The 19,052-nt window shown below is 41.6% G+C and carries 14 protein-coding genes, 1 pseudogene and 1 riboswitch; of the genes and pseudogenes, 13 read left to right on the top strand and 2 right to left on the bottom strand.

Annotated features, from left to right (window positions below; translation table 11 throughout):
• Positions 1-20: 20 nt before the first annotated feature.
• Positions 21-716 carry a FadR/GntR family transcriptional regulator gene (locus NSQ49_RS02795; RefSeq protein ID WP_159867088.1) on the bottom strand — a complete coding sequence of 232 codons (696 nt, stop codon included), beginning with the start codon at positions 714-716 and terminating at the stop codon, positions 21-23.
• A 198-nt stretch (positions 717-914) separates the two neighbouring features.
• Between NSQ49_RS02795 and NSQ49_RS02790 the strand changes: the two genes are divergently transcribed.
• The 7 genes from NSQ49_RS02790 (at position 915) to add (ending at position 8,763) form a co-directional block, all read left to right on the top strand.
• Positions 915-2,306, top strand: a complete 1,392-nt coding sequence (locus tag NSQ49_RS02790; protein ID WP_251282859.1) for an FAD-binding oxidoreductase — start codon at positions 915-917, stop codon at positions 2,304-2,306.
• A gap of 4 nt (positions 2,307-2,310) precedes the next feature.
• The gene (locus NSQ49_RS02785; RefSeq protein ID WP_159867094.1) at positions 2,311-3,285 is read left to right on the top strand and encodes a bile acid:sodium symporter family protein; all 975 of its coding nucleotides are present in this window, start codon (positions 2,311-2,313) and stop codon (positions 3,283-3,285) included.
• A gap of 261 nt (positions 3,286-3,546) precedes the next feature.
• Entirely contained in the window at positions 3,547-4,914 is a 1,368-nt protein-coding gene (gene glpT, locus NSQ49_RS02780; protein ID WP_251282860.1) for a glycerol-3-phosphate transporter, read from the top strand.
• Positions 4,915-5,048: 134 nt separating this feature from the next.
• Positions 5,049-5,813: an NUDIX domain-containing protein gene (locus NSQ49_RS02775; protein ID WP_251282861.1), complete on the top strand. Its 765-nt coding sequence runs from the start codon at positions 5,049-5,051 to the stop codon at positions 5,811-5,813.
• Between the two features lie 29 nt (positions 5,814-5,842).
• Positions 5,843-6,538 (top strand): nicotinamide riboside transporter PnuC, encoded by a 696-nt coding sequence (gene pnuC, locus NSQ49_RS02770; RefSeq protein ID WP_251282862.1) that lies wholly within the window; start codon positions 5,843-5,845, stop codon positions 6,536-6,538.
• A complete protein-coding gene (nadR, locus tag NSQ49_RS02765) occupies positions 6,539-7,561 on the top strand; it encodes a multifunctional transcriptional regulator/nicotinamide-nucleotide adenylyltransferase/ribosylnicotinamide kinase NadR (RefSeq protein ID WP_251282863.1) in 1,023 nt (340 codons plus the stop codon).
• A 45-nt stretch (positions 7,562-7,606) separates the two neighbouring features.
• Positions 7,607-7,706: riboswitch (purine riboswitch) on the top strand.
• Positions 7,707-7,761: 55 nt separating this feature from the next.
• Complete coding sequence (gene add, locus NSQ49_RS02760; protein ID WP_251282864.1) at positions 7,762-8,763, top strand: adenosine deaminase; 1,002 nt, start codon at positions 7,762-7,764, stop codon at positions 8,761-8,763.
• A 72-nt stretch (positions 8,764-8,835) separates the two neighbouring features.
• On the opposite strand, the gene NSQ49_RS02755 is transcribed toward add, so the two are convergent.
• Complete coding sequence (locus tag NSQ49_RS02755; protein ID WP_251282865.1) at positions 8,836-9,339, bottom strand: GNAT family N-acetyltransferase; 504 nt, start codon at positions 9,337-9,339, stop codon at positions 8,836-8,838.
• Positions 9,340-9,567: 228 nt separating this feature from the next.
• On the opposite strand from NSQ49_RS02755, the gene NSQ49_RS02750 reads away from it, so the two are divergent.
• The 6 genes and pseudogenes from NSQ49_RS02750 (at position 9,568) to NSQ49_RS02725 (ending at position 18,986) form a co-directional block, all read left to right on the top strand.
• On the top strand, positions 9,568-10,098 hold the full coding sequence (locus NSQ49_RS02750) for a cell wall hydrolase (protein ID WP_251282866.1): 531 nt from the start codon (positions 9,568-9,570) through the stop codon (positions 10,096-10,098).
• Between the two features lie 125 nt (positions 10,099-10,223).
• Positions 10,224-10,709, top strand: a pseudogene (locus tag NSQ49_RS02745) (AraC family transcriptional regulator).
• A gap of 517 nt (positions 10,710-11,226) precedes the next feature.
• Positions 11,227-12,300 carry a Wadjet anti-phage system protein JetD domain-containing protein gene (locus NSQ49_RS02740; RefSeq protein ID WP_251282867.1) on the top strand — a complete coding sequence of 358 codons (1,074 nt, stop codon included), beginning with the start codon at positions 11,227-11,229 and terminating at the stop codon, positions 12,298-12,300.
• A complete protein-coding gene (locus tag NSQ49_RS02735; protein ID WP_236566252.1) occupies positions 12,291-13,802 on the top strand; it encodes a hypothetical protein in 1,512 nt (503 codons plus the stop codon). The genes NSQ49_RS02740 and NSQ49_RS02735 overlap by 10 nt, the downstream gene beginning before the upstream one ends.
• Complete coding sequence (locus NSQ49_RS02730) at positions 13,802-14,548, top strand: DUF6063 family protein (RefSeq protein WP_159867124.1); 747 nt, start codon at positions 13,802-13,804, stop codon at positions 14,546-14,548. Before NSQ49_RS02735 ends, NSQ49_RS02730 begins: the two co-directional genes overlap by 1 nt.
• Entirely contained in the window at positions 14,526-18,986 is a 4,461-nt protein-coding gene (locus NSQ49_RS02725) for a hypothetical protein (RefSeq protein ID WP_251282868.1), read from the top strand. Before NSQ49_RS02730 ends, NSQ49_RS02725 begins: the two co-directional genes overlap by 23 nt.
• Positions 18,987-19,052: the final 66 nt, after the last annotated feature.

The raw sequence follows: 19,052 nt of genomic DNA, 5'->3' as shown, positions 1-19,052 counted from the left end.
TGGTGCCTGCTTCTTTTTCATTAAATCATCGACTCTACCAGTTCATTCCTGATTTTCGTAATATGCCATTCCATTAATTCTTTTGCTCTATCACCATCTCCAGAGGCAATAGCAAGATAAATTTCTTTATGTTCTGCCATTGTATCCTCGTAACGGGCCGGATCCTTAAAGCGATGGTTCTGTGTAGCTCGAATAGTATCTTCCATATGTCCCTTGAGAGTATGGATCAATTTAATGAAAATGGAATTATGGGTGGCTTCCGCAATTCCGATGTGAAAATCAAGATCGGCCTTTAACCCTAATTCCGGGTCTTGTTTGGACAGGGCCATATGATTTAAAGCTATTCGCAGCTTCTCCAAGTCTGCAGAAGTGGCTCTTTTGGCAGCAAGGAAGGAGGATTCGACCTCCAAGGCACGCCTGAGCTCAAGCATTTCATAAACTAAAGGATTTTCTGCTTTGACAGCTGTGATGATGTCTTCTTTGCTGGATTGGATGCCGGAGACTTTAATATAGCTTCCGCCCCCTTGGCGGATATCGATGAGCCCATTTAGTTCCAGAGTTCTAAGGGCCTCCCTGATGGTTGTCCGGCTGACATTAAATTTACATGCCAATTCTCTTTCTGAAGGCAGCCGTTCACCCGGTTTAACATTGCCCCCCAAATAGCATTCTATCAATTTATCTGCTAAAACCAGATAGGTCTTTTTTTTCTCCGCCATTCCCGTACCCTCATTTCAAAATAGGTCCCTTTTACTTTCCTAAATGTAACAGACATGAAATCTATTAATCAATGCCTTAAAAATAATTAAATAAATAATTGAATTTTTCTGATAAGTTAGTATAATTGACTTAACTTGTTGGACCAATTATAGCATTGGTTTGACCAAATTTTCAGCAGAAGAAAGAAGGAGTATAGGATGGAAACAGCTAGTATGAGCCTCATGCATGCTTTGAAAGAGGTGCTTTCTGATCAGCAGGTAACAGAAAATCAGACAGTAAGAGAATTGCATGGCAGGGATGAATCATACCATAAAGAGAGTCTTCCCGATCTTGTGGTTTTTCCGGAAACAGCCCAGCAGGTCAGTGAAGTGGTAAAGCTGGCAAGAGAATATAAAGTTCCCATCGTTCCTTTTGGGCTGGGATCCAGTCTTGAGGGGCATGTGATACCGTACGAACATGGAATTACGATTGACTTTTCATTGATGAATAAAATCCTCGAAGTGCGTGAAAAAGATTTTCTTGTCCGTGTACAGCCTGGCGTCACCCGCACACAGCTTAACAAAGAATTGAAAAAATATGGGCTGTTTTTCTCTGTGGATCCGGGAGCGGATGCCACACTTGGCGGAATGGCAGCAACCAATGCGAGTGGAACTACATCGGTTAAATATGGGGTCATGCGTGATCAGGTGCGTGATCTGGAAGTAGTTTTGGCTGATGGATCGATCATACATACAGGCAATTTAGCAGCTAAATCCTCCTCAGGATACCATCTGAATGGGTTTTTCGTTGGATCTGAGGGGACGCTTGGATGCTTTACAGAATTGACATTACGAGTATATGGAATTCCAGAGCATGTGATGGCAGCGAGAGCTTCTTTTCCTTCACTGAATGATGCGGTTGAAGCCGTAGTTTCCATTTTACAGGCAGGGGTTCCGATTGCGAGGGTGGAGCTTGTCGATGAGCCATCCATGAAGCAGGTGAACCTGTTCAGTGAAACCAATTATAACGAACGTCCGACACTCTTTTTGGAGTTTCACGGCAATGAAGCTGGTTTGATGCAGGATGTTGCATTCACCAGAGAAATTGTCGAAGACCATCACTGTCTCGATATTGAAATTGAAACCGATAATGCAGCAAGAAACCGCTTGTGGGAGGCCCGGCATAACCTTGCTTATGCATATATCCATGGCCATCCCGGGAAGAAAATGATGGTAACTGATGTATGCTTGCCGATTTCAGAACTTTCTGGCGCTATCAGCCATGCCAGGGAAGCGGTCGAAGCACTTGGGCTTCCTGGAGGAATCGTCGGGCATGTGGGGGATGGAAACTACCATACACTCCTGATGATTGATATGGGTAACCCTGATGAGGTGGAAAAGGCAGAAAAGTTCAATGAACAAATCGTCCTCTATGCTCTTGAGCGGGGCGGCACCTGCACGGGTGAGCATGGTGTAGGGGTTGGCAAGCAGAAATATCAGCAAAAAGAACATGGTCAGGCGCTGATGGTTATGGAAAAAATTAAACGCGCCCTGGATCCGGATAACCTCTTTAATCCAAATAAAATCTTGAAGACAAAAGAAGGAGCGTGATGATATGAAGGTTTTAGAAGCAATCAGTACTATTGCCGGTAAATATTTTGCCGTGTGGGTTATCTTAACATCGGTTATTGCTTTTATGTTTCCAGACCCGTTTTTAGGGCTGGGAGGCTATATCACCATCCTTCTCGGTGTTGTCATGTTTGGAATGGGACTCACATTAAAGGCAGTCGATTTTAAAATTATTTTTACGAAACCTCTGCCGGTGGTAATTGGAGTATGTGCCCAATTCATCATCATGCCGCTGGTCGCTTTCGTCATTGCAAAACTTTTGAACTTGCCGGCAGAATTGGCAGCAGGCCTGGTATTGCTCGGATGTGTACCAGGGGGAACTGCCTCTAACGTTATGGTGTATCTGGCTAAGGGCAATGTTCCCTTGTCCATAGCCATGACTTCCGTATCAACTTTACTCGCGCCAATCATGACACCGCTGCTTCTCCTCCTGCTTGCGGGCCAGTGGATGCCGGTTGATGCAGTGGCCATGTTTATGTCTATTGTCCAGGTCATTATTGTACCAATTGTTTTGGGATTGGCAATTAAGAAATTCTTCCCCGTGGCAGTGGAAAAAAGCTTAACAGTTTTACCGTTAATTTCAGTGGCAGCTATTATTACCATCGTGGCTGCAGTCGTCTCAGGTAATTCGGCAACTATTGCTGCATCAGGACTTCTGATTTTTACAGCTGTCATGCTGCACAATGGTTTTGGACTCATGATTGGCTACTTGGCAGGAAAAGCGCTTGGACAGGGTGAAGTAAACCGGAGAGCGATTGCCATTGAAGTTGGCATGCAGAACTCAGGGCTTGGTGTTGCACTTGCGACTGCACACTTTGGTCCCCTGGCGGCGCTTCCAAGCGTACTGGCAGCTGCCTGGCACAACATTTCAGGACCGATTCTTGCGACTTATTGGTCTAAAAAACCTGTTGGTGAAAGTGAAGTTGAAACGCCAGTTAAGCCAGCTGAAGTGAAACTGTAGATATGAATTTAGGTGTCCGCTCTTTTGGATTGAGAGGGCGGGCATTATTTTGTGCCTATCGAAAATTGGCTAAAAATTTTACTAGCTATTGACAACGTTTACATATAATACTAGAATTGTGACATGACAAGTTAACTATGGTGGAGAAACGGAGAACCCATGCTTTTTTACACTTCCATTCCCGGAAGTGTTATTAAAGTGTGGGTTTTGTTTTTTTTAGCAGTTAATAATGTTGTCGAATAGATCTATGGGGGGAAATAAATGTTCAAAATGTTTAAGCCTGCTCCTCCAATTGAGAGATTGCCTGAAGAACAAATTGATTCTGAGTATAAGAAACTTAGATTTCAAGTCTTTCTGGGAATTTTCATTGGTTATGCAGCGTATTACTTGATTCGGAAGAACTTCTCGCTGGCTATGCCGTACTTTATTGAAGAAGGATTCTCCAAAACTGAACTTGGTTTTGCACTATCAGCTATTTCGATTTCCTATGGCATCAGTAAATTCGTCATGGGGACCTTTTCAGATCGGAGTAATCCAAGAGTGTTCTTGCCTGCAGGGTTAATTCTTTCTGCAATTATTTCTTTATTAATGGGGTTTGTACCTTTCTTTACTTCGTCTGTTTCCATCATGTTTATTATGCTTTTCTTAAATGGATGGTTCCAGGGAATGGGCTGGCCGCCATCTGGCCGTGTTCTGGTACACTGGTTCAGCATCAATGAAAGAGGAAACAAAACAGCCATTTGGAATGTAGCTCATAACGTCGGCGGCGGTCTAATGGCACCTCTGGCTGTGGCGGGTGCAGCATTGTTCGCTGGCATAGCCGGTACCTCTTCTTCAGGCTATGAAGGTGTATTCATTTTACCGGCACTCGTAGCTATTGTTATTGCATTCATGGCCTACTTCCTCATTCGTGATACTCCCCAATCGGCTGGGCTGCCATCCATTGAAGAATATCGCAATGATTATCCAAGCAGAAGCAAGAAAACCTTTGAGACTGAATTAACAACAAAAGAAATTCTTTTCAAGTATGTATTAAATAATAAATGGGTTTGGGCAATTGCTATTGCTAATATTTTCGTTTATTTCGTCCGTTATGGTGTACTGGACTGGGCACCAACATATTTGAGCGAGGAGAAAGGCTTCGATATGAGCAAATCCAGTGTAGCCTATTTTTTATATGAGTGGGCAGGTATACCAGGAACACTATTATGCGGATGGATCTCAGATAAGTTTTTCAAAGGGCGCCGAGGTCCTGCAGGATTTGTATTTATGCTGGGAGTATTAATCGCAGTCCTTGTTTACTGGTTTAACCCTGCAGGAAATCCAACGATAGACATGATTTGTCTGATTGCGATCGGTTTCCTTATTTATGGACCGGTAATGTTAATTGGCCTTCAGGCACTTGATTTTGTTCCTAAAAAGGCTGCCGGAACTGCCGCAGGATTAACTGGATTGTTTGGTTACCTCGGAGGTACTGTAACTGCTAATGCGTTAATGGGTGTCATCGTAGATGTATCCGGATGGGATGCAGGATTTATGCTGTTAACCGCATCTTGTGTACTTGCAGCCCTCATTTTTGCAGTAACATGGAATGTAAGGGGACAAGAAGTAGTTAAAAATCAGCATTAAGACTTAGAAAACTGCTCAAATTATTGGGCAGTTTTTTTTTCATACTAATGAGAAACGTATTGACTAACAGAAAAAAATGGAATATATTTTAATTAACGATTAACAAAATGTTAATTAATAAGAGGTGAACCAATTTGAAGAATAAGTTTATTACCCCTGACGGTTATACAAGTGATATTGCGGTTTTTACCATCACATCTGAACAAGTTGGAGAGTATAAACCTCCAAAAAAAGAGCTGAAAATCATGCTGATTAAAAGAAGTGAACTGGACCATGAAGGAAATCCAAATATGGAAGCAGGTAAGTGGGCGCTTCCAGGAGGATTTGTCCGGCCAGGAGAGACAGCTTTTCAGACAGCAGAGCGAAGATTAGCGGAGGAAACCGGAGTGGAAGGGTTGAAAATAAAGCATTTTGGTGTTTATGATTCTCCTGGCCGGGATCAGCGGGGATGGATTATCTCTAATGCGCACTATGTTATCACTAATGAAGCGGCTTTAGCCAGCCGGAAAAAGACTTATGATGCATCTGAGATTGAGTTATTTTCACTTGAAGACGCAGTTAAACTTGATTTTGCTTTTGATCATCAGACCATTATCGATGATGCAGTCTGGTTTATTAAAAAAGATATGGCACTGACAACACTGGCTAAGCATTTTCTTCCAAAAGAATTCGTGCTTTCTGAACTCCAGGGCGTCTTATTGACGGTATTGGATGACTCAACGATTTCGACTGATGCTGCCTTTTTCAGAAAAGCACCGACACTTCCATTTATTGAAGCTGTAATGGAAAACGGAAAGCCTAAGAAATCAAACCGCTATTCAAAAACGCCGGCTCAGCTTTATCGATTCAATGACTTTCAGCCGATTGTGTCAGTATATCGAAACAAGCTGCAAGGGTGAAAATGCAAATATTTAAGGGAGAGATACACATGGGGATTTTTAAAAACTGGACGCGATTTGAAATTATATGGCTGATCACGTTTACACTGGTTAACATTTATCTATTCTTTGCCTGGTCTGATTCACTTCTTGGCCTGGTTTCATCTATAAGCGGCATGTTATGTGTGGTGCTGGTGGCAAAAGGTAAGATTGCAAACTATTACTTTGGTATTGTTCAAACCTTAACTTATGCTTATATTGCTTACGGATATGGTCTTTATGGTGAAGCCATGCTTAATGCCCTGTTTTATTTTCCAATACAATTTATTGGGATGTATCTATGGAGGCAGCATAAAACAAATCGCGGTGTTAAAGGGGAAGATGTGCAGGTTAAAAGCCTGACTAAAACAGGATGGTTCTATACATTAGTATCCATTTTCATTCTTACAATTGGGTATGGGTTTTTCCTTAAATATTTAGAGGGGAAATTTGTCTGGACGGATTCAGCTACTAACGTTCTTTCTATAACTGCGCAGATCTTAATGCTGAAGAGATTTGCGGAGCAATGGCTCCTCTGGATTTCCGTTAATGTTTTATCCATTATCCTGTGGACGAGTGCCCTTATCTCACAGGGGGGCAATGACTTCTCGATGTTAGTCATGTGGACTGCTTTCCTGGTCAACAGCATTTATGGATATATCAACTGGCGGAAATTATATGTGAAACAGAATAAGGAGGAGGTCTAAATGACAGTCGGATTTATTGGAGGCAAGTTTCTCCCGCTTCATCTTGGCCATGTTTATGCCATCGTTCAGGCTTCCTCCACCGTGGATGAACTGTATGTTGTGCTGTCTCATAGCGAATTGCGTGACAGACAATTATGCCAGCATTCTAAAATGCCTTATATCCCGTCTCATATCCGCTTGCGCTGGCTCAGTCAATTAACTAAAGATATGCCGCATGTGAAGGTCATATCCATTAAAGACAATCAGGGGGATGAGGATTACAACTGGGCAGAAGGTGCAGTAGAGATAAAAAAGGCAATTGGAAAGCGAATTGATTATGTATTTAGTTCAGAGTATGAATATAACGAGATCTTTACTAAACTTTATCCTGAAGCGAAACACGAATTGATTGATCCAAGCCGGAGACAGGTGAATATATCGGCAACAGCGATCCGCAATGAAGGAGTCTTTCATCATTGGGAATACATTCCGGACTTTGTTAAACCATATTTCGTTAAGAAGGTTGTAGTAGTGGGAACCGAGAGCTGCGGGAAATCTACCCTGACGAGAAATCTTGCTAAAATCTACAACACTTCTTTTGTGGAGGAATATGGCAGAACGGTTTGCGAAGAATTAGGCGGCTGCGATGGAATTATGGTGAAGGAGGATTACCACAAAATTGCATATGGCCATAAGCTTAGTGAAATTAAGGCGATTGAAAAAGCGAACAGAGTTGTTTTTATCGACACAGAGGCAATCGTGACTCAGTTTTACTCCAGCCTATACAACAATGAGCATCAAACAGTGCTGGATGAAATAGCGAACCTGCAGGATTATGACCTATGGCTATATCTTGAACCTGATGTGAAATGGGTGGATGATGGACTTCGTGTTCATGGAGAGAATGAAGTAAGGCTCCAAAACAACGATGCTCTAAAAACACTGCTGAACAACCATAAGATTAATTACAAAACCCTCAAAGGAGATTATAAGGAGCGGCTTCAGGGTGCAATAGGGCATATAGAAGAGCTGCTAAAACTTTGAATAAGTGATTGACAAAAACAATAATATTATTTATCCTTTTAAAAAACCAAATGAAATGCTTTCATTCGTATAACTCCAATAATATGGTTTGGAGGTCTCTACCAGGAACCTATAATTCCTGATTACGAAGAAGATACATGTGCTGTATTTTCTTCGTAATCAGGAATTTTTTTTTTGTAAAAAATCTAGGAGGTCAAGCTATGAATTTTACTAATATGCCTAAAATTGAACTTCACTGCCATTTGGACGGAAGTGTAAGACCTGAAACCATCATAGATATCGCGGAAAGAGATGGCATCAGCCTGCCTTCTTTTGATAAAGAAAAAATCAAAGGAGAACTAATTGCCCCGTTGGATTGCGAATCTTTGGATGAATATCTAAAAAGATTCTCCATTCCTAACTTGGTCATGCAGTCAAAGGAAAATTTAAAAAGAATTTCCTTTGAGCTTTTTGAAGATGCAGCAAATGAAAATGTGAAGTACATGGAGGTGCGCTTTGCCCCTTTACTTCATACGCGGAAGGGATTATCCGTAGAAAAAATCATCCAAAGTGTGATTGAAGGGATAAGAGAAGCTGAAGAAGTATTTGATATTAAAGGAAATATTATTTTATCATGCATGAGAACGATGAGGGCAGAAAGTGCATTTGAGGTCGTTGAAAAGGGAAGGGGATTCCTGGGAAAAGGGGTTGTCGCAATAGATTTGTGTGCTTCCGAGGAGGAAGGCTTCTGCGGGAAATTCATTGAACCGATCGCGCTGGCCAGAGAATATGGATACAAAGTCACCATTCATGCCGGTGAAACGGGAATCGGTAAAAATGTGCTGGAGGCCGTTGAATGGCTGGGAGCTGAACGAATCGGACACGGTGTATTTATTAAAGACTGTGAAGAGGCTTACAAGCTTGTAAAGGAAAAACAAGTTGTGCTTGAAATGTGCCCAACCAGCAATGTTCAAACGAAAGCGGTAAACCAATTTAGCGAACACCCAATTTCCGACTTCCATCGGGATGGAATAAAAGTAACAGTTAATACGGATAACAGAACAGTATCGGATACAACGATGGCAAAGGAGTGTGCAATAGTTTCAAAGACATTCGCTATGAGTGATCAGGATTATAAGCACATATACACAAATAGCGTGGAAGCTTCGTTTGCGGATGAAGAGACAAAGCAAAAGCTGATTGGATATGTAATGGATATCTAATAAAGAAGGTGTCTGCCCTTAGCAAAAATTATTACGTTTGGGGGCAGACACCTTAGTAAAGGATAGAAGAAGTTATTTTTCAGATGCAAATAACTTTAGATCTTCACCATCCAAAATAATGGTTCCTTCATAGTTCATGCCGATCTTTTCAAGCAGTGCTGAGGAAGAATGATTGTCTAAGGTTGTGATAGCCAATATCCGTTCCAGATCATGCTGGTTATGGCCATATTTTAATACAGCAGAAGCTGACTCAAACCCGTAGCCTTGCGTTTGATATCTGGATAAAAAAGCAAATCCAATATCTACATTGTCCAGAGTATCCCGTTTTATCAATCCGCACATTCCAATGGGAGTGTTTCCTTCCTTCCGTTCAACTATAAAGAGGCCAAAGCCCGCCTGAGAGTACATTTTCATGGGTCCGGTCACAATATAATTCTTTGCATCTTCAAGGGTACGTACACCTTTATCGCCAATATAACGAATCCATGAAGGTTCGTTTAAAAGTTCGAGAATGAATGCTGCATCATCCGGTGTTAACCAGCGAAGAATCAATCGATCAGTTTCAAGTACTTTCAACTATTTTAACACCTCGATCCTCTTAGGCTGTAACCATAAGTTTAAAATCATATTTTTTCAAATGCTATAACAAATATATAAGTTAAGTTATTATATGGGCAAATTTTTAATTCCATTTTTTGGATTGGTAATTCTCCCATTGATTCACTAATGAGTTATCCCTGTAAACCTGTTAGCCTTGTAAGTGGCCTGTTTTTGCCTAAAAACTACAAACAGGAGGTTTACAAAATGAAAAATTTAGTAACATTTGTTGCTGCCATTTCCCTCATTATGGGTTCATATAGCATGTTTCCTGCAGATCATTTCGATGCTGAGACAGTGGATCAGAAAGCTCCAGAGACACTGACATATAAAAAAGTTGAAGTTGACGCGAAGGAGTCATCATCAACGGATCATCGATTCATTAAAGAGGAAGAAAAGAAGCTGCTTGCACGTCTTGTACAAGCTGAAGCAGAAGGGGAGCCGTTTGAAGGAAAAGTTGCTGTTGCTGACGTGGTTCTGAACCGTGTCGAGCATGAACAATTCCCGGATTCGGTCAAGGAAGTTATTTATCAGAAGAATGCTTTTGAACCAGTTCAAAATGGTTCCATCAATGAACCTGCAAGCAATGAAGCAGTTCAGGCCGTTGAGAAAGCACTCATTGATAAGGAGCAAAACGATGAGCTTCTTTATTTTTATAACCCTGACACGGCTACAAGCCAGTGGATTTTTTCTCGAGAAGTAGTAAAAAAAATAGGCAACCATGCATTTGCTATATAAAGGCGCGTTCAGCATAAAAAGCTGCGCGCTTTTTTTGTTGCAGAAAAATGAAATTGGAGAAAGAATAAAAAAGAAAGATGGCCAAAATTATTAAAGGAATAATTCCAATTAGGGAGAGGGTTGAAATGGAGATCATCGTAAAGAAATTATCTGAAACAGAAGTAGCGTATATCAGGCGTACAGAAAGTTATTTTGAGCCGCAGTATCATTGAGGAAGATTGATTAGCTGGGCAAGCACCAATGGGTTATTTCCCCTGGCGGAATCTTTCATAGGTATTTCACTGGATAACCCTGAGCTGGTGGAGAGCAATAATTGCCGCCATGATGCGTGTATTACAATCCCTGAAGGATTTGATAAAAAGGGGGATAAGCAAATAATGTTTAAAAAGCCTGCTGCCGGGGATGATGCAATTTATCCATTCTATGATGCACCTGATAAATTACGGTATGCCTATCAGTATATGTTTAGAGAATGGCTCCCAATTAGCGAATATGACCCTGATTACGATAGACATAACCTTGAAATTAATCTGAATAATCCTGCTGAAGATACAGAAGGGAAATGCAGAGTTGTTCTATATGTACCGGTGCGAAAAAAGATTATCGGATGAAGTTACCGTTTATCCGATAAAACCCAAAAAATGCCGCGTCAAAGCTCGAGAATGATACCTCTTACCCATAAAATCAGTAATAAACGGCATCAAAGGACTGGTTAGGTACCGTTTATCCAATAAAACCAGACATAAGCAGCGTCAAAGCTTGTAGTTGATACTTCTTATCCAATGGAAGCAGTAATAAACGGCGTCAAAGCTCGTGAAGATACCTCATATCCAATAAAACCAGTAATAATCGACATACAAGCTAATGATAGAAACACCTTATCCACTGCCAAGCAGGCCAAACTGCTGTCAAAATTCCGCATTCAATTGAAGTGCGTTAAAACTGATCAGTGTTACTGCATTTCCGCGTTTCCCTACTGCCCTATATATGCGGGAGTAATTTTTGCTAAACTCCCTCCCATTTTCTTCTCGCTTAAATCCATTACATCCATTCCACAACTAGTTTATAATAAAAATGATGTCTGCATGAGATAATTTCAGTCTCTAAGACACAAAGATGTGTAAGAAGGTGAACAAAATCAACATCATTGAAACAAGGGTGAGAAGTTTTATTGATGATATTCAGCACCCGAAGCAAAAGAAGAAGTTAAATATAAACGATTTAGAATTTCAGCTGCGAAAATTACTGGATGACTATTATGAACTGGATGGTTATTCCCTTTTTTATGAAGCCATTCTATCATTGCAGGATGAAGGGCAGCTGACTCCTATACATAATAATCAATACAACGGGAAAACACCGGCGTTGTCTTTATATTACTGGGTTAATGTGAAATCTCAAGCTGACAAATGGGACCGGCTCGAGATGATGAAGCTGAGTGATCTGTTCGATTTCTCATTTTATGAAAGGCACCCGGAGTGGCAGACGAAAGAGGAATGGGGCCGTATTCATTGTTTATATGGTTTTCTCCAAACGAGCGGTGAACGGGAAACAGTTTCACTTGAAGAGAGAAGCCTGGAGCTGTTCGGCCACGAAAAATTTCTGCTGGATGGGATCAGTTTTCCTGATGGAAAGGGCTTTTTAGCAAGAATTGGCATATCTGAAGAGCAGCTCAAGGTGGTTAAATACGGGGAACCTTTTGTTTTTTGGATGAAGCAGGGAAAAGAGATCAAAGATATTCAGAGAGTGCTGATTGTCGAGAATCTATCATTCTTTCATACTTCAATTCAATTATTGGAAAGGGATCTGCTTGATTATGAGCCTGAACTTATCATATATGGAGAAGGAACTAAAATAGAACGCAGCTTTTCGTTTTTCTTTAAAATTTTCCCTGTTAAATCGTATCTATTCTACTATGCAGGAGATCTTGATGCGGCAGGGTACGGGATCATGACCAGGCTGATAGAAAAATATCCTGATAGCTGCATTCAGCCTGCATTAAAGATTTATCGTAAAATGCTGGAATGTCTTGATCAAAGAAATGAACAGAGATCAGGACAGTCTCAATATTTTAAATACCGTGATGCCTTCTTCAAGTGGTTTACGGAAGAAGAAAAAGAACTCTTAATGCAATTGTGGCATGAAAATAAACGGATTCCTCAGGAAGTCCTGACAATTGAAACATGGAGGAGATGGATGTGAACGAATCATGGGAAGGATTCGCCCAGCGGATGCAGCGTTTGAATCCGCTGTTTGAGCTTGGGAGAGGAATGGAAGTCGGAGAACTGAAGCCTCATATCCAGACAATTCTGATGCAGGTGCTCCTCACCATTTTTTACCGCGAATTGAATGATGATGATCATCGGCGAAAATCGGATATCAAATATATGGTCGAAGATTCGATTAAACAAATGAAGCTTTTGGCTGATGAGAAGCAGATTGAACGAATTACAAGCGGGCTTCTGTATCAGGGAAAAGAAGAATACAGCAGGCCGTTTGAAGCCCTTTATTACGATGAAATCAGGCAGTCATGGGAGACACAGGTATTCCGCTATGTGACAATGGATGAATTATATACAAACCTGGAAATGGGCGGATCAATCGTTTATAAGCTTACTGATATCTCACAGGAAATGATTTTCATGAGCAGGGAAATGGCAGAAGAATTCTCGATCACCATTGAACAGCTTTACAGTATGCAGCTGATTAAAAACGGCAATTTCCGCAAAGCTACCCGAAACCTCGATCACCTCATTTCACGGGTCAACCGCTTAATGTCAAGAGAATTCTCCTTTCAAAAAGAAATGATTAATAATCCCAAAATCTTATTGATGGAAGAAGAAATGCAAAGGGCTGATAACCGTGCGGAAATTGAAAAGCAGTTCGAAGAAGAGAAGAATCACTTCCGCACCATCAGCAGCATGATCGAAAAAACGAAACGAAGAAATGAGGAAAATGATCTCATACAAAAAGAGTTGATCTTACTCCAGGAAAAGATCGGCCATACAAGGCAATTGCATGACCGTTTCGCCAAGCTTGTGATTCAGAATATCTCCTATGAAATAAAATTAAAAGCGGAAAACCCCTCACTGTTTTGGGAAACGAGCCTCGTTTCGTTTCGTGAGCATATTTATGAAAATTGGTTCATGAAGGAGGGGGGATCTTCCTTTAATCGTGTTGAGCAGGTACTGGGTCCTTTATTTTCACCAAAGAATGAATTTATCTTACCTTTGGATTGGATTTGGGGCGAACAGGAATTTGATGAAAAACAGCAGACAGAGGCGATAGAGGAAGAAACGGAAGAGGAAAGTATTACACGGCAGCGCGTTACCAACTGGGATTCTGTTATCAAGGCCTGGAGCTATGTATTTCAATATTTGCAGTCATATGGAGAGTTTTCGCTGGCTGACTTAACGACATTGCCGCTAGAGGTACAGGATTTCTGGTTTGAGGAATCGGAAACGATTGATTTATGGATGATGTTTGATAAAAAGCCGCTGAAGGTACAGGTGCTGCACCGGAGGGAAGAGTCTCTGAGCGATGAGCGGGAAATTCTTCTGTATAAACTGATGCAGGAGTATCCGCAATTCCAGGTGTTTGAAGGATTGAAACTTTATACCGAGTTTGATCATCGGGCAGAGCCTTTCCTTTGGTATCAAATGAAAATCACTCCGTTTAAAATTTGTGTTCAGGAGGAGAAGTAATGAGTGCAGAAAGTATTAAGACTGCATCAGCAGTTTATTTTACGCTATTAAAAGACAAGGTCATTGATGAAAGCAGCGAGCACTTTCAGGCGTATTTCGATCCTGATGTAAGACAGACGGTGCTTTTAATGGCAGACGAATCAGGGACCTTTATCATTGAATCACCTAAACGGATTCAGCTCGTTGTCCAGCCGACCGGCTCTGTTTTTGCAACGAATTTTACACATATGAAGGACAGGCATAAGCAGGTTGAAACAAAAAAACATTTTCACCTGATGAGTGTTGTTATTATGGCATTCCTTGCAGCCATCGACCGCAATCAGGCGGCTAAGATCCGCACCAAGCGCGAAGGAATCAGCTTCTATACATTGGAGCGGCAAGTCAATGATGTCATTGTGAATTGGGATAGCCTGCTTAAAGTAAAACCGGATTTCGGAGAAGACGAAAAAATTGATATGAAAGACGTTGTGACCACATGGAAATACATGGAGGTCGACACAGATGATTACGGAGTTAAGAAAGCCAATCGCAGAACGAGGATCGGTTTGATTACAAGTGCCATGCGTCTGTTGGAAACAGAAGGGCTCATTGTCATCCTGGATCGGGAGGATATACCGAAGGCCATTCCAAAGCAGGAGTTATTTGAGCGGATTGAATATCTGTATCATGACTATGACCGTTATGAAATGTTCAAGGAATTAATGAAAACCGAGGAGGATCAGCATGCCGAAAATACATCGAATTAGAATTGCCGGCCTGAAATATGATGGCATGCAAAAGCAGTATAAGGACACCATATTTAACTTTCATAATGGGGAAACTTCCACAAATGGCCTCATATCGATGATGAATGGCGGCGGGAAAGGTGTTTTCCTGCAGACTATATTTCAGATCCTTAAGCCGGGTACCGCTTGGGGAAAGCAGAATAACCGATATTATCAGCAATTCTTTTTTAATAATAAAGAGCAGTTCCTGCCTTATACCTTTCATGTTCTGGTTCAATGGGAGCTCGACGGTTCAGACCGCAGGCATTTGGTGACGGGCGGTATGTTTTCAGCAGAACAGCGGATTTCCATGAATGAAGAAAGCGGAGAAAGCAAACCGCTTGAACAGGAAGCGAAAATCGTCCCTGATATTACCTTTTATACAAGAGAGTTTGAAAGAAAAGAAGAAGCATCACTTGATCATATTCCGCTCTATGAAGATGGAGAGCTTGCTGAAACAGAAGGACTGAAGGATTATTTAAAATGGAATGGGTACGATGTTTACCGGGACACTAAGAAACACTACCGTATTCTTGATACATATGGGATTAACCGAAAAGACTGGGATATTATGAAGGATATTAATAAGGATGAAGGCGGGGTTGGAAAATTCTTTGAAGGGGCTGAAGATGATCATTCCCTTTTCCAAAAGCGTATTATTCCTACAGTCAGTCAGGTTCTGCATCGGACGGAGCATCAGAAGAACGATCTGGTTGAGATTTTTAAAAGCCAGGCAAGCATTGCGAAAGACCTCCCTGTTTTGCTGAAGAGAGAGCAGGCACATAAAGAGTTTCTGGAAGATATCCTTCCATTTGAAGAGAGTCTTGAAAAGGGTGTCGGGCATAGGGAAATTGTGGAGGACAGCATTAAAGCTGGAAGACAGCTGCTTGGCGCGTTAGAGCACTTGAAGAAAACAGAAGAAGAAACACTCATAGAGCTTGATAAGGAAATTGAAAAATTAACAGGCCGGCAAGTGGATCTGCGTTTTCAGAAAGATAATCTTGAATATGCTAAAGCACACCGGGAAGTGCTGACTTGGGAGAAGAACTTAGCGGAAGAGCAGAAGAAGCATTTAGTTCTGAAGGAAGTTGTTAAGGAAAAGCAGGAGAGAAAAGAGGAGCTGGCTTTTCAGCTGTTATTGAAAGAATGGCATGAAGGGGATCAAAGCATCAGTGCGCTTTCCCAGCAGATTGCAAAGCTTGAGCAAAACAGCGGCCTGGAGCAAGTGAATGAAAGAATGGATGAGATCAAAAAAGAAGCGGCACAGCAGTGGGAAAAAGCCTCCGCTGCCATTGGGGAAGCCGTTCAGCATTATACAGGTTATCAGAAATATTTAAAGAAAAAAGCAAACGACCTGTCTAAGCAGGATAAACAAAAGACCCAGGAGATTGCCAAGCTTCGTACGGAAATTGATTTTCTTTATACCCAAATCCATGAATTTGAATCAAAAGAAGAACAGCTCATCAAGGAATTCGGTGACCGCATTACCTATGATTTAACGGGTTTAATAGAAAATCTGCATAAACAGAAAGAAACCAAAGAAGCGGCACTCGATGATATTCAGGCAAAAGAGCATAGATCAAATGGAAAGCAGAATCAGCTTGCTTCTTCCCATGGCACACTCGCGCAATCCATCCAGTTTTCTGAAGAAAAATGTGAAGAGTTGAAAAGGAAAAAGGAAGACCAGCAGCAGAAAGAAACAAAGCTGTACAATCGGCTGCAGGGCGTTCTGCAAGGTGTTACAGCTCCATTCACAAATGCCCTTTTATCAAAATACTCCTTGGAAGTGGAAGAGCTTCTCGTGCAAAATCGCGGGCAAGCGGAAGAATTAAAGAAAGCACTCTGGGAAACGCAGCTGGATTATGCCTTGAATGATGAGCATTTCTGGATTGCAAATAATGATGTGAAGGAACTGAAGGAATGGATTGATGAAAAGACCGGTATTGACGTATTTTACGGATCCCAATTTCTCCAAACCTTAAAGCCGGATGAAATGGAAAGCCACATGCTTGCTCATCCGCTCCTGCCATATGGCTTGGTGGTCAGCAGGACTCAATGGGAAAAAATCAATAAGCAGGTTCTTAGCGGTAGGATGTTTAAAAGTCCGGTCCCGATTTTTATGCGTGAAGATATGGCTGGCGAAAATCAGCAGAATGCCTTTGTGATGATCACTGGGACAGAGAAGGAGCTGCTGGCGGATAAAAATCAATTCACAAACTGGACAATTCAGATTGCGAAACAAATTGAAGAAAAGAAAGAAACTCTTGCAGAGCTGGAAAAAACAGAAACAGCTCTGCGCCGTATTATGAAAGAAATAGACCGGTTCCTTGCAAGCGACCTTGCTGTTGATCTCGAAAAAGCACAGCTTCAGGAAAAGGAAGCCCTGCTTTCGAGAAAAACAGAGCTGCAGGCTATCATTGTGCAGGAGGAAAAAGAAAAAGAACTGCAGCTGGGACTTAGAGAACAGCTGGACAAGACGAAGAAAAAGATTGATAAGCTTTCTAAAGAGGCAGAATCCTTAGCGGAATTTAACCGTGAAAAGTCGGTGCAACAGGAAAATAAACGGGTAAAGCAGGAAAAAGAGAAGCAGAAGGAAGCATTTGAGAAGCTGCAGAATGAGCTGGGGAACGAGCTTCAGTCCATTGCAGACCTTCAGGAAAAGTGGAGCCAGACCTATCTGGAATGGAAGCTGTCAGCCGAGCAGGATATTAAGAAGATCAGCTTCTTTATTGAAGGTGCTTCTTTCCCAGCCGCTGAAAAAGCTGAAGCTTCCGATGAGGTTCCGCGATTATCACCTTATATTTTAGAAGAAATCAATGGCAGTATGGAAGAGCTTAAACAGCTTCAAAAATCCAAAGAAGAACAAGCGAGTGAACTGCTCGCGATTCAGGCGACAAGGGTATCAGAACAAAAGCAGCAATTGAAGCTGGAGAAAAAACTTCATGCTCTTAATGAAGAGTGGAAGGATGCGCCTGTACCGGATGAACCAATAAGTATTTTAGAAAAAATGGTTCAGACAGCTGCAAAGGAAACAAAGGCAGCAGAAAAAGAAGAACGTGAACAGGAAAAGGCCGTAACCATTGCGGAAACTTCCTTAAAGCATGGAAGAGACCAGCGAAAAAAATCCGCTAAAAAAGTGGCCAAGCATGATCAGCAGCCTGAAGAATGGGAAGACCTTGATCTGGAAGTCAAGACGGTTGAAATCACTGACCAGACCAAACAGACAAATGCAGAGTTAAAGCAAACGGAAGAGCGTAAAAAAGAGACAGAACAAAACATAACTGAGTTTGAAAACAATCAATTGCATTTGTCCGTCATTCTTAAAGAGGAAGCGGCCGCATTTACAGATGAGGATATAGAGAAATTAAAGACTCAGGGAAAACAAAGCATCTTATCCTGGAGTGAAAAACATCAGGCTATTCAGGATGAAGGGCAGGAAAAGCATGCAAAGATTGAACAATCACTAAGGAATTTAAAGCTTGCTATTGAAGGAAAGGATTGGGAAATCCGCTTTAAAAATGAAGTCTTAACCACGCTTGATCATATGGATACAAGGCATTATGCGCATATTCAAAGTGTCGTCCTGAACATGAAGCGCTTTTCACAGAGCGGCCTGGAGCAGCTGGAGCGCGACAAAGAACGGGCGGAAAAGGCGCAAAACTTCTGGGCAAGCCGGGCAAGTATGAAAGTAATGAGCATTTCAGAGGCTATTCGTTCAATGATTGCAAAAATGAAGCTAAAGAATGAACGGGGTTCATTCCCTCTTGTCCAGCTCAAAGAAGACATTCTGCCTAAAAAAGCGGAAGATGTTGAACCTTTACTGAAACAGCATTTTGTTTCCGCGATAAACAAAATTACAAAGCGCTTCGAGATGATTGATGACAATAATCAGCTGCTGGATCAGGAAATCAAACAGCTCATCAGTGATGAGCAGATTTTATTTATCTCGCTAAGGAATCGTTATCCGGAGCTGCTGGTATATAATATGCGTACTGACAATGCCTTCATGTACGGGAAACCGCAGCGTGAGCATTATTCTACCTGGCAGACGATCAACCAGGGTTCAAAGACTAAATCAGATGGCAGCGGAGGCCAAAAGCTTTCCGCCCGCATGGTCATGATGATGATGCTACTTTCGGTTAAAAGTGAAACGGATCAAAGCTGGGTTCCGCTGGTCTGTGATAACCCGTTCGGACAAGCAGCTTCTGCCCATGTGCTTGATCCGATTTTCGCTGTAGCCGATAAGCTGAAGTTCCAATTCATTGTCGTTACTCCTCCTGAATTGGTGAAGACAGAGATCAGTCAGAGGTTTGATTCGTACTATAAATTGGATTTCATCCGCGAAAAAGGAAAAGAGATTGTTTCGGATACGATTGTTCCAGCATTCCGGATTTATCAGGGGGAGGAAGCTGTTCAATAAGTAACGTTCCGGTAAAAATTGATTAAGATATTTAATCCTATAAACTAGAAAAATCGCTCTGAGTTT

Source organism: Cytobacillus sp. FSL R5-0377 (assembly GCF_038004385.1).
Taxonomy (GTDB): Bacteria; Bacillota; Bacilli; order Bacillales; family Cytobacillaceae; genus Cytobacillus.
This window is presented reverse-complemented; position numbering and strand designations above follow the sequence as displayed.

Excerpts from the sequence above, each read along its gene's own strand:
- NSQ49_RS02795 (WP_159867088.1), bottom strand. The coding sequence starts at position 716 with ATGGCGGAGAAAAAAAAGACCTATCTGGTTTTAGCAGATAAATTGATA.
- NSQ49_RS02790 (WP_251282859.1), top strand. The coding sequence starts at position 915 with ATGGAAACAGCTAGTATGAGCCTCATGCATGCTTTGAAAGAGGTGCTT.
- NSQ49_RS02785 (WP_159867094.1), top strand. The coding sequence starts at position 2,311 with ATGAAGGTTTTAGAAGCAATCAGTACTATTGCCGGTAAATATTTTGCC.
- glpT (WP_251282860.1), top strand. The coding sequence starts at position 3,547 with ATGTTCAAAATGTTTAAGCCTGCTCCTCCAATTGAGAGATTGCCTGAA.
- pnuC (WP_251282862.1), top strand. The coding sequence starts at position 5,843 with ATGGGGATTTTTAAAAACTGGACGCGATTTGAAATTATATGGCTGATC.
- nadR (WP_251282863.1), top strand. The coding sequence starts at position 6,539 with ATGACAGTCGGATTTATTGGAGGCAAGTTTCTCCCGCTTCATCTTGGC.
- add (WP_251282864.1), top strand. The coding sequence starts at position 7,762 with ATGAATTTTACTAATATGCCTAAAATTGAACTTCACTGCCATTTGGAC.
- NSQ49_RS02750 (WP_251282866.1), top strand. The coding sequence starts at position 9,568 with ATGAAAAATTTAGTAACATTTGTTGCTGCCATTTCCCTCATTATGGGT.
- NSQ49_RS02735 (WP_236566252.1), top strand. The coding sequence starts at position 12,291 with ATGGATGTGAACGAATCATGGGAAGGATTCGCCCAGCGGATGCAGCGT.
- NSQ49_RS02730 (WP_159867124.1), top strand. The coding sequence starts at position 13,802 with ATGAGTGCAGAAAGTATTAAGACTGCATCAGCAGTTTATTTTACGCTA.
- NSQ49_RS02725 (WP_251282868.1), top strand. The coding sequence starts at position 14,526 with ATGCCGAAAATACATCGAATTAGAATTGCCGGCCTGAAATATGATGGC.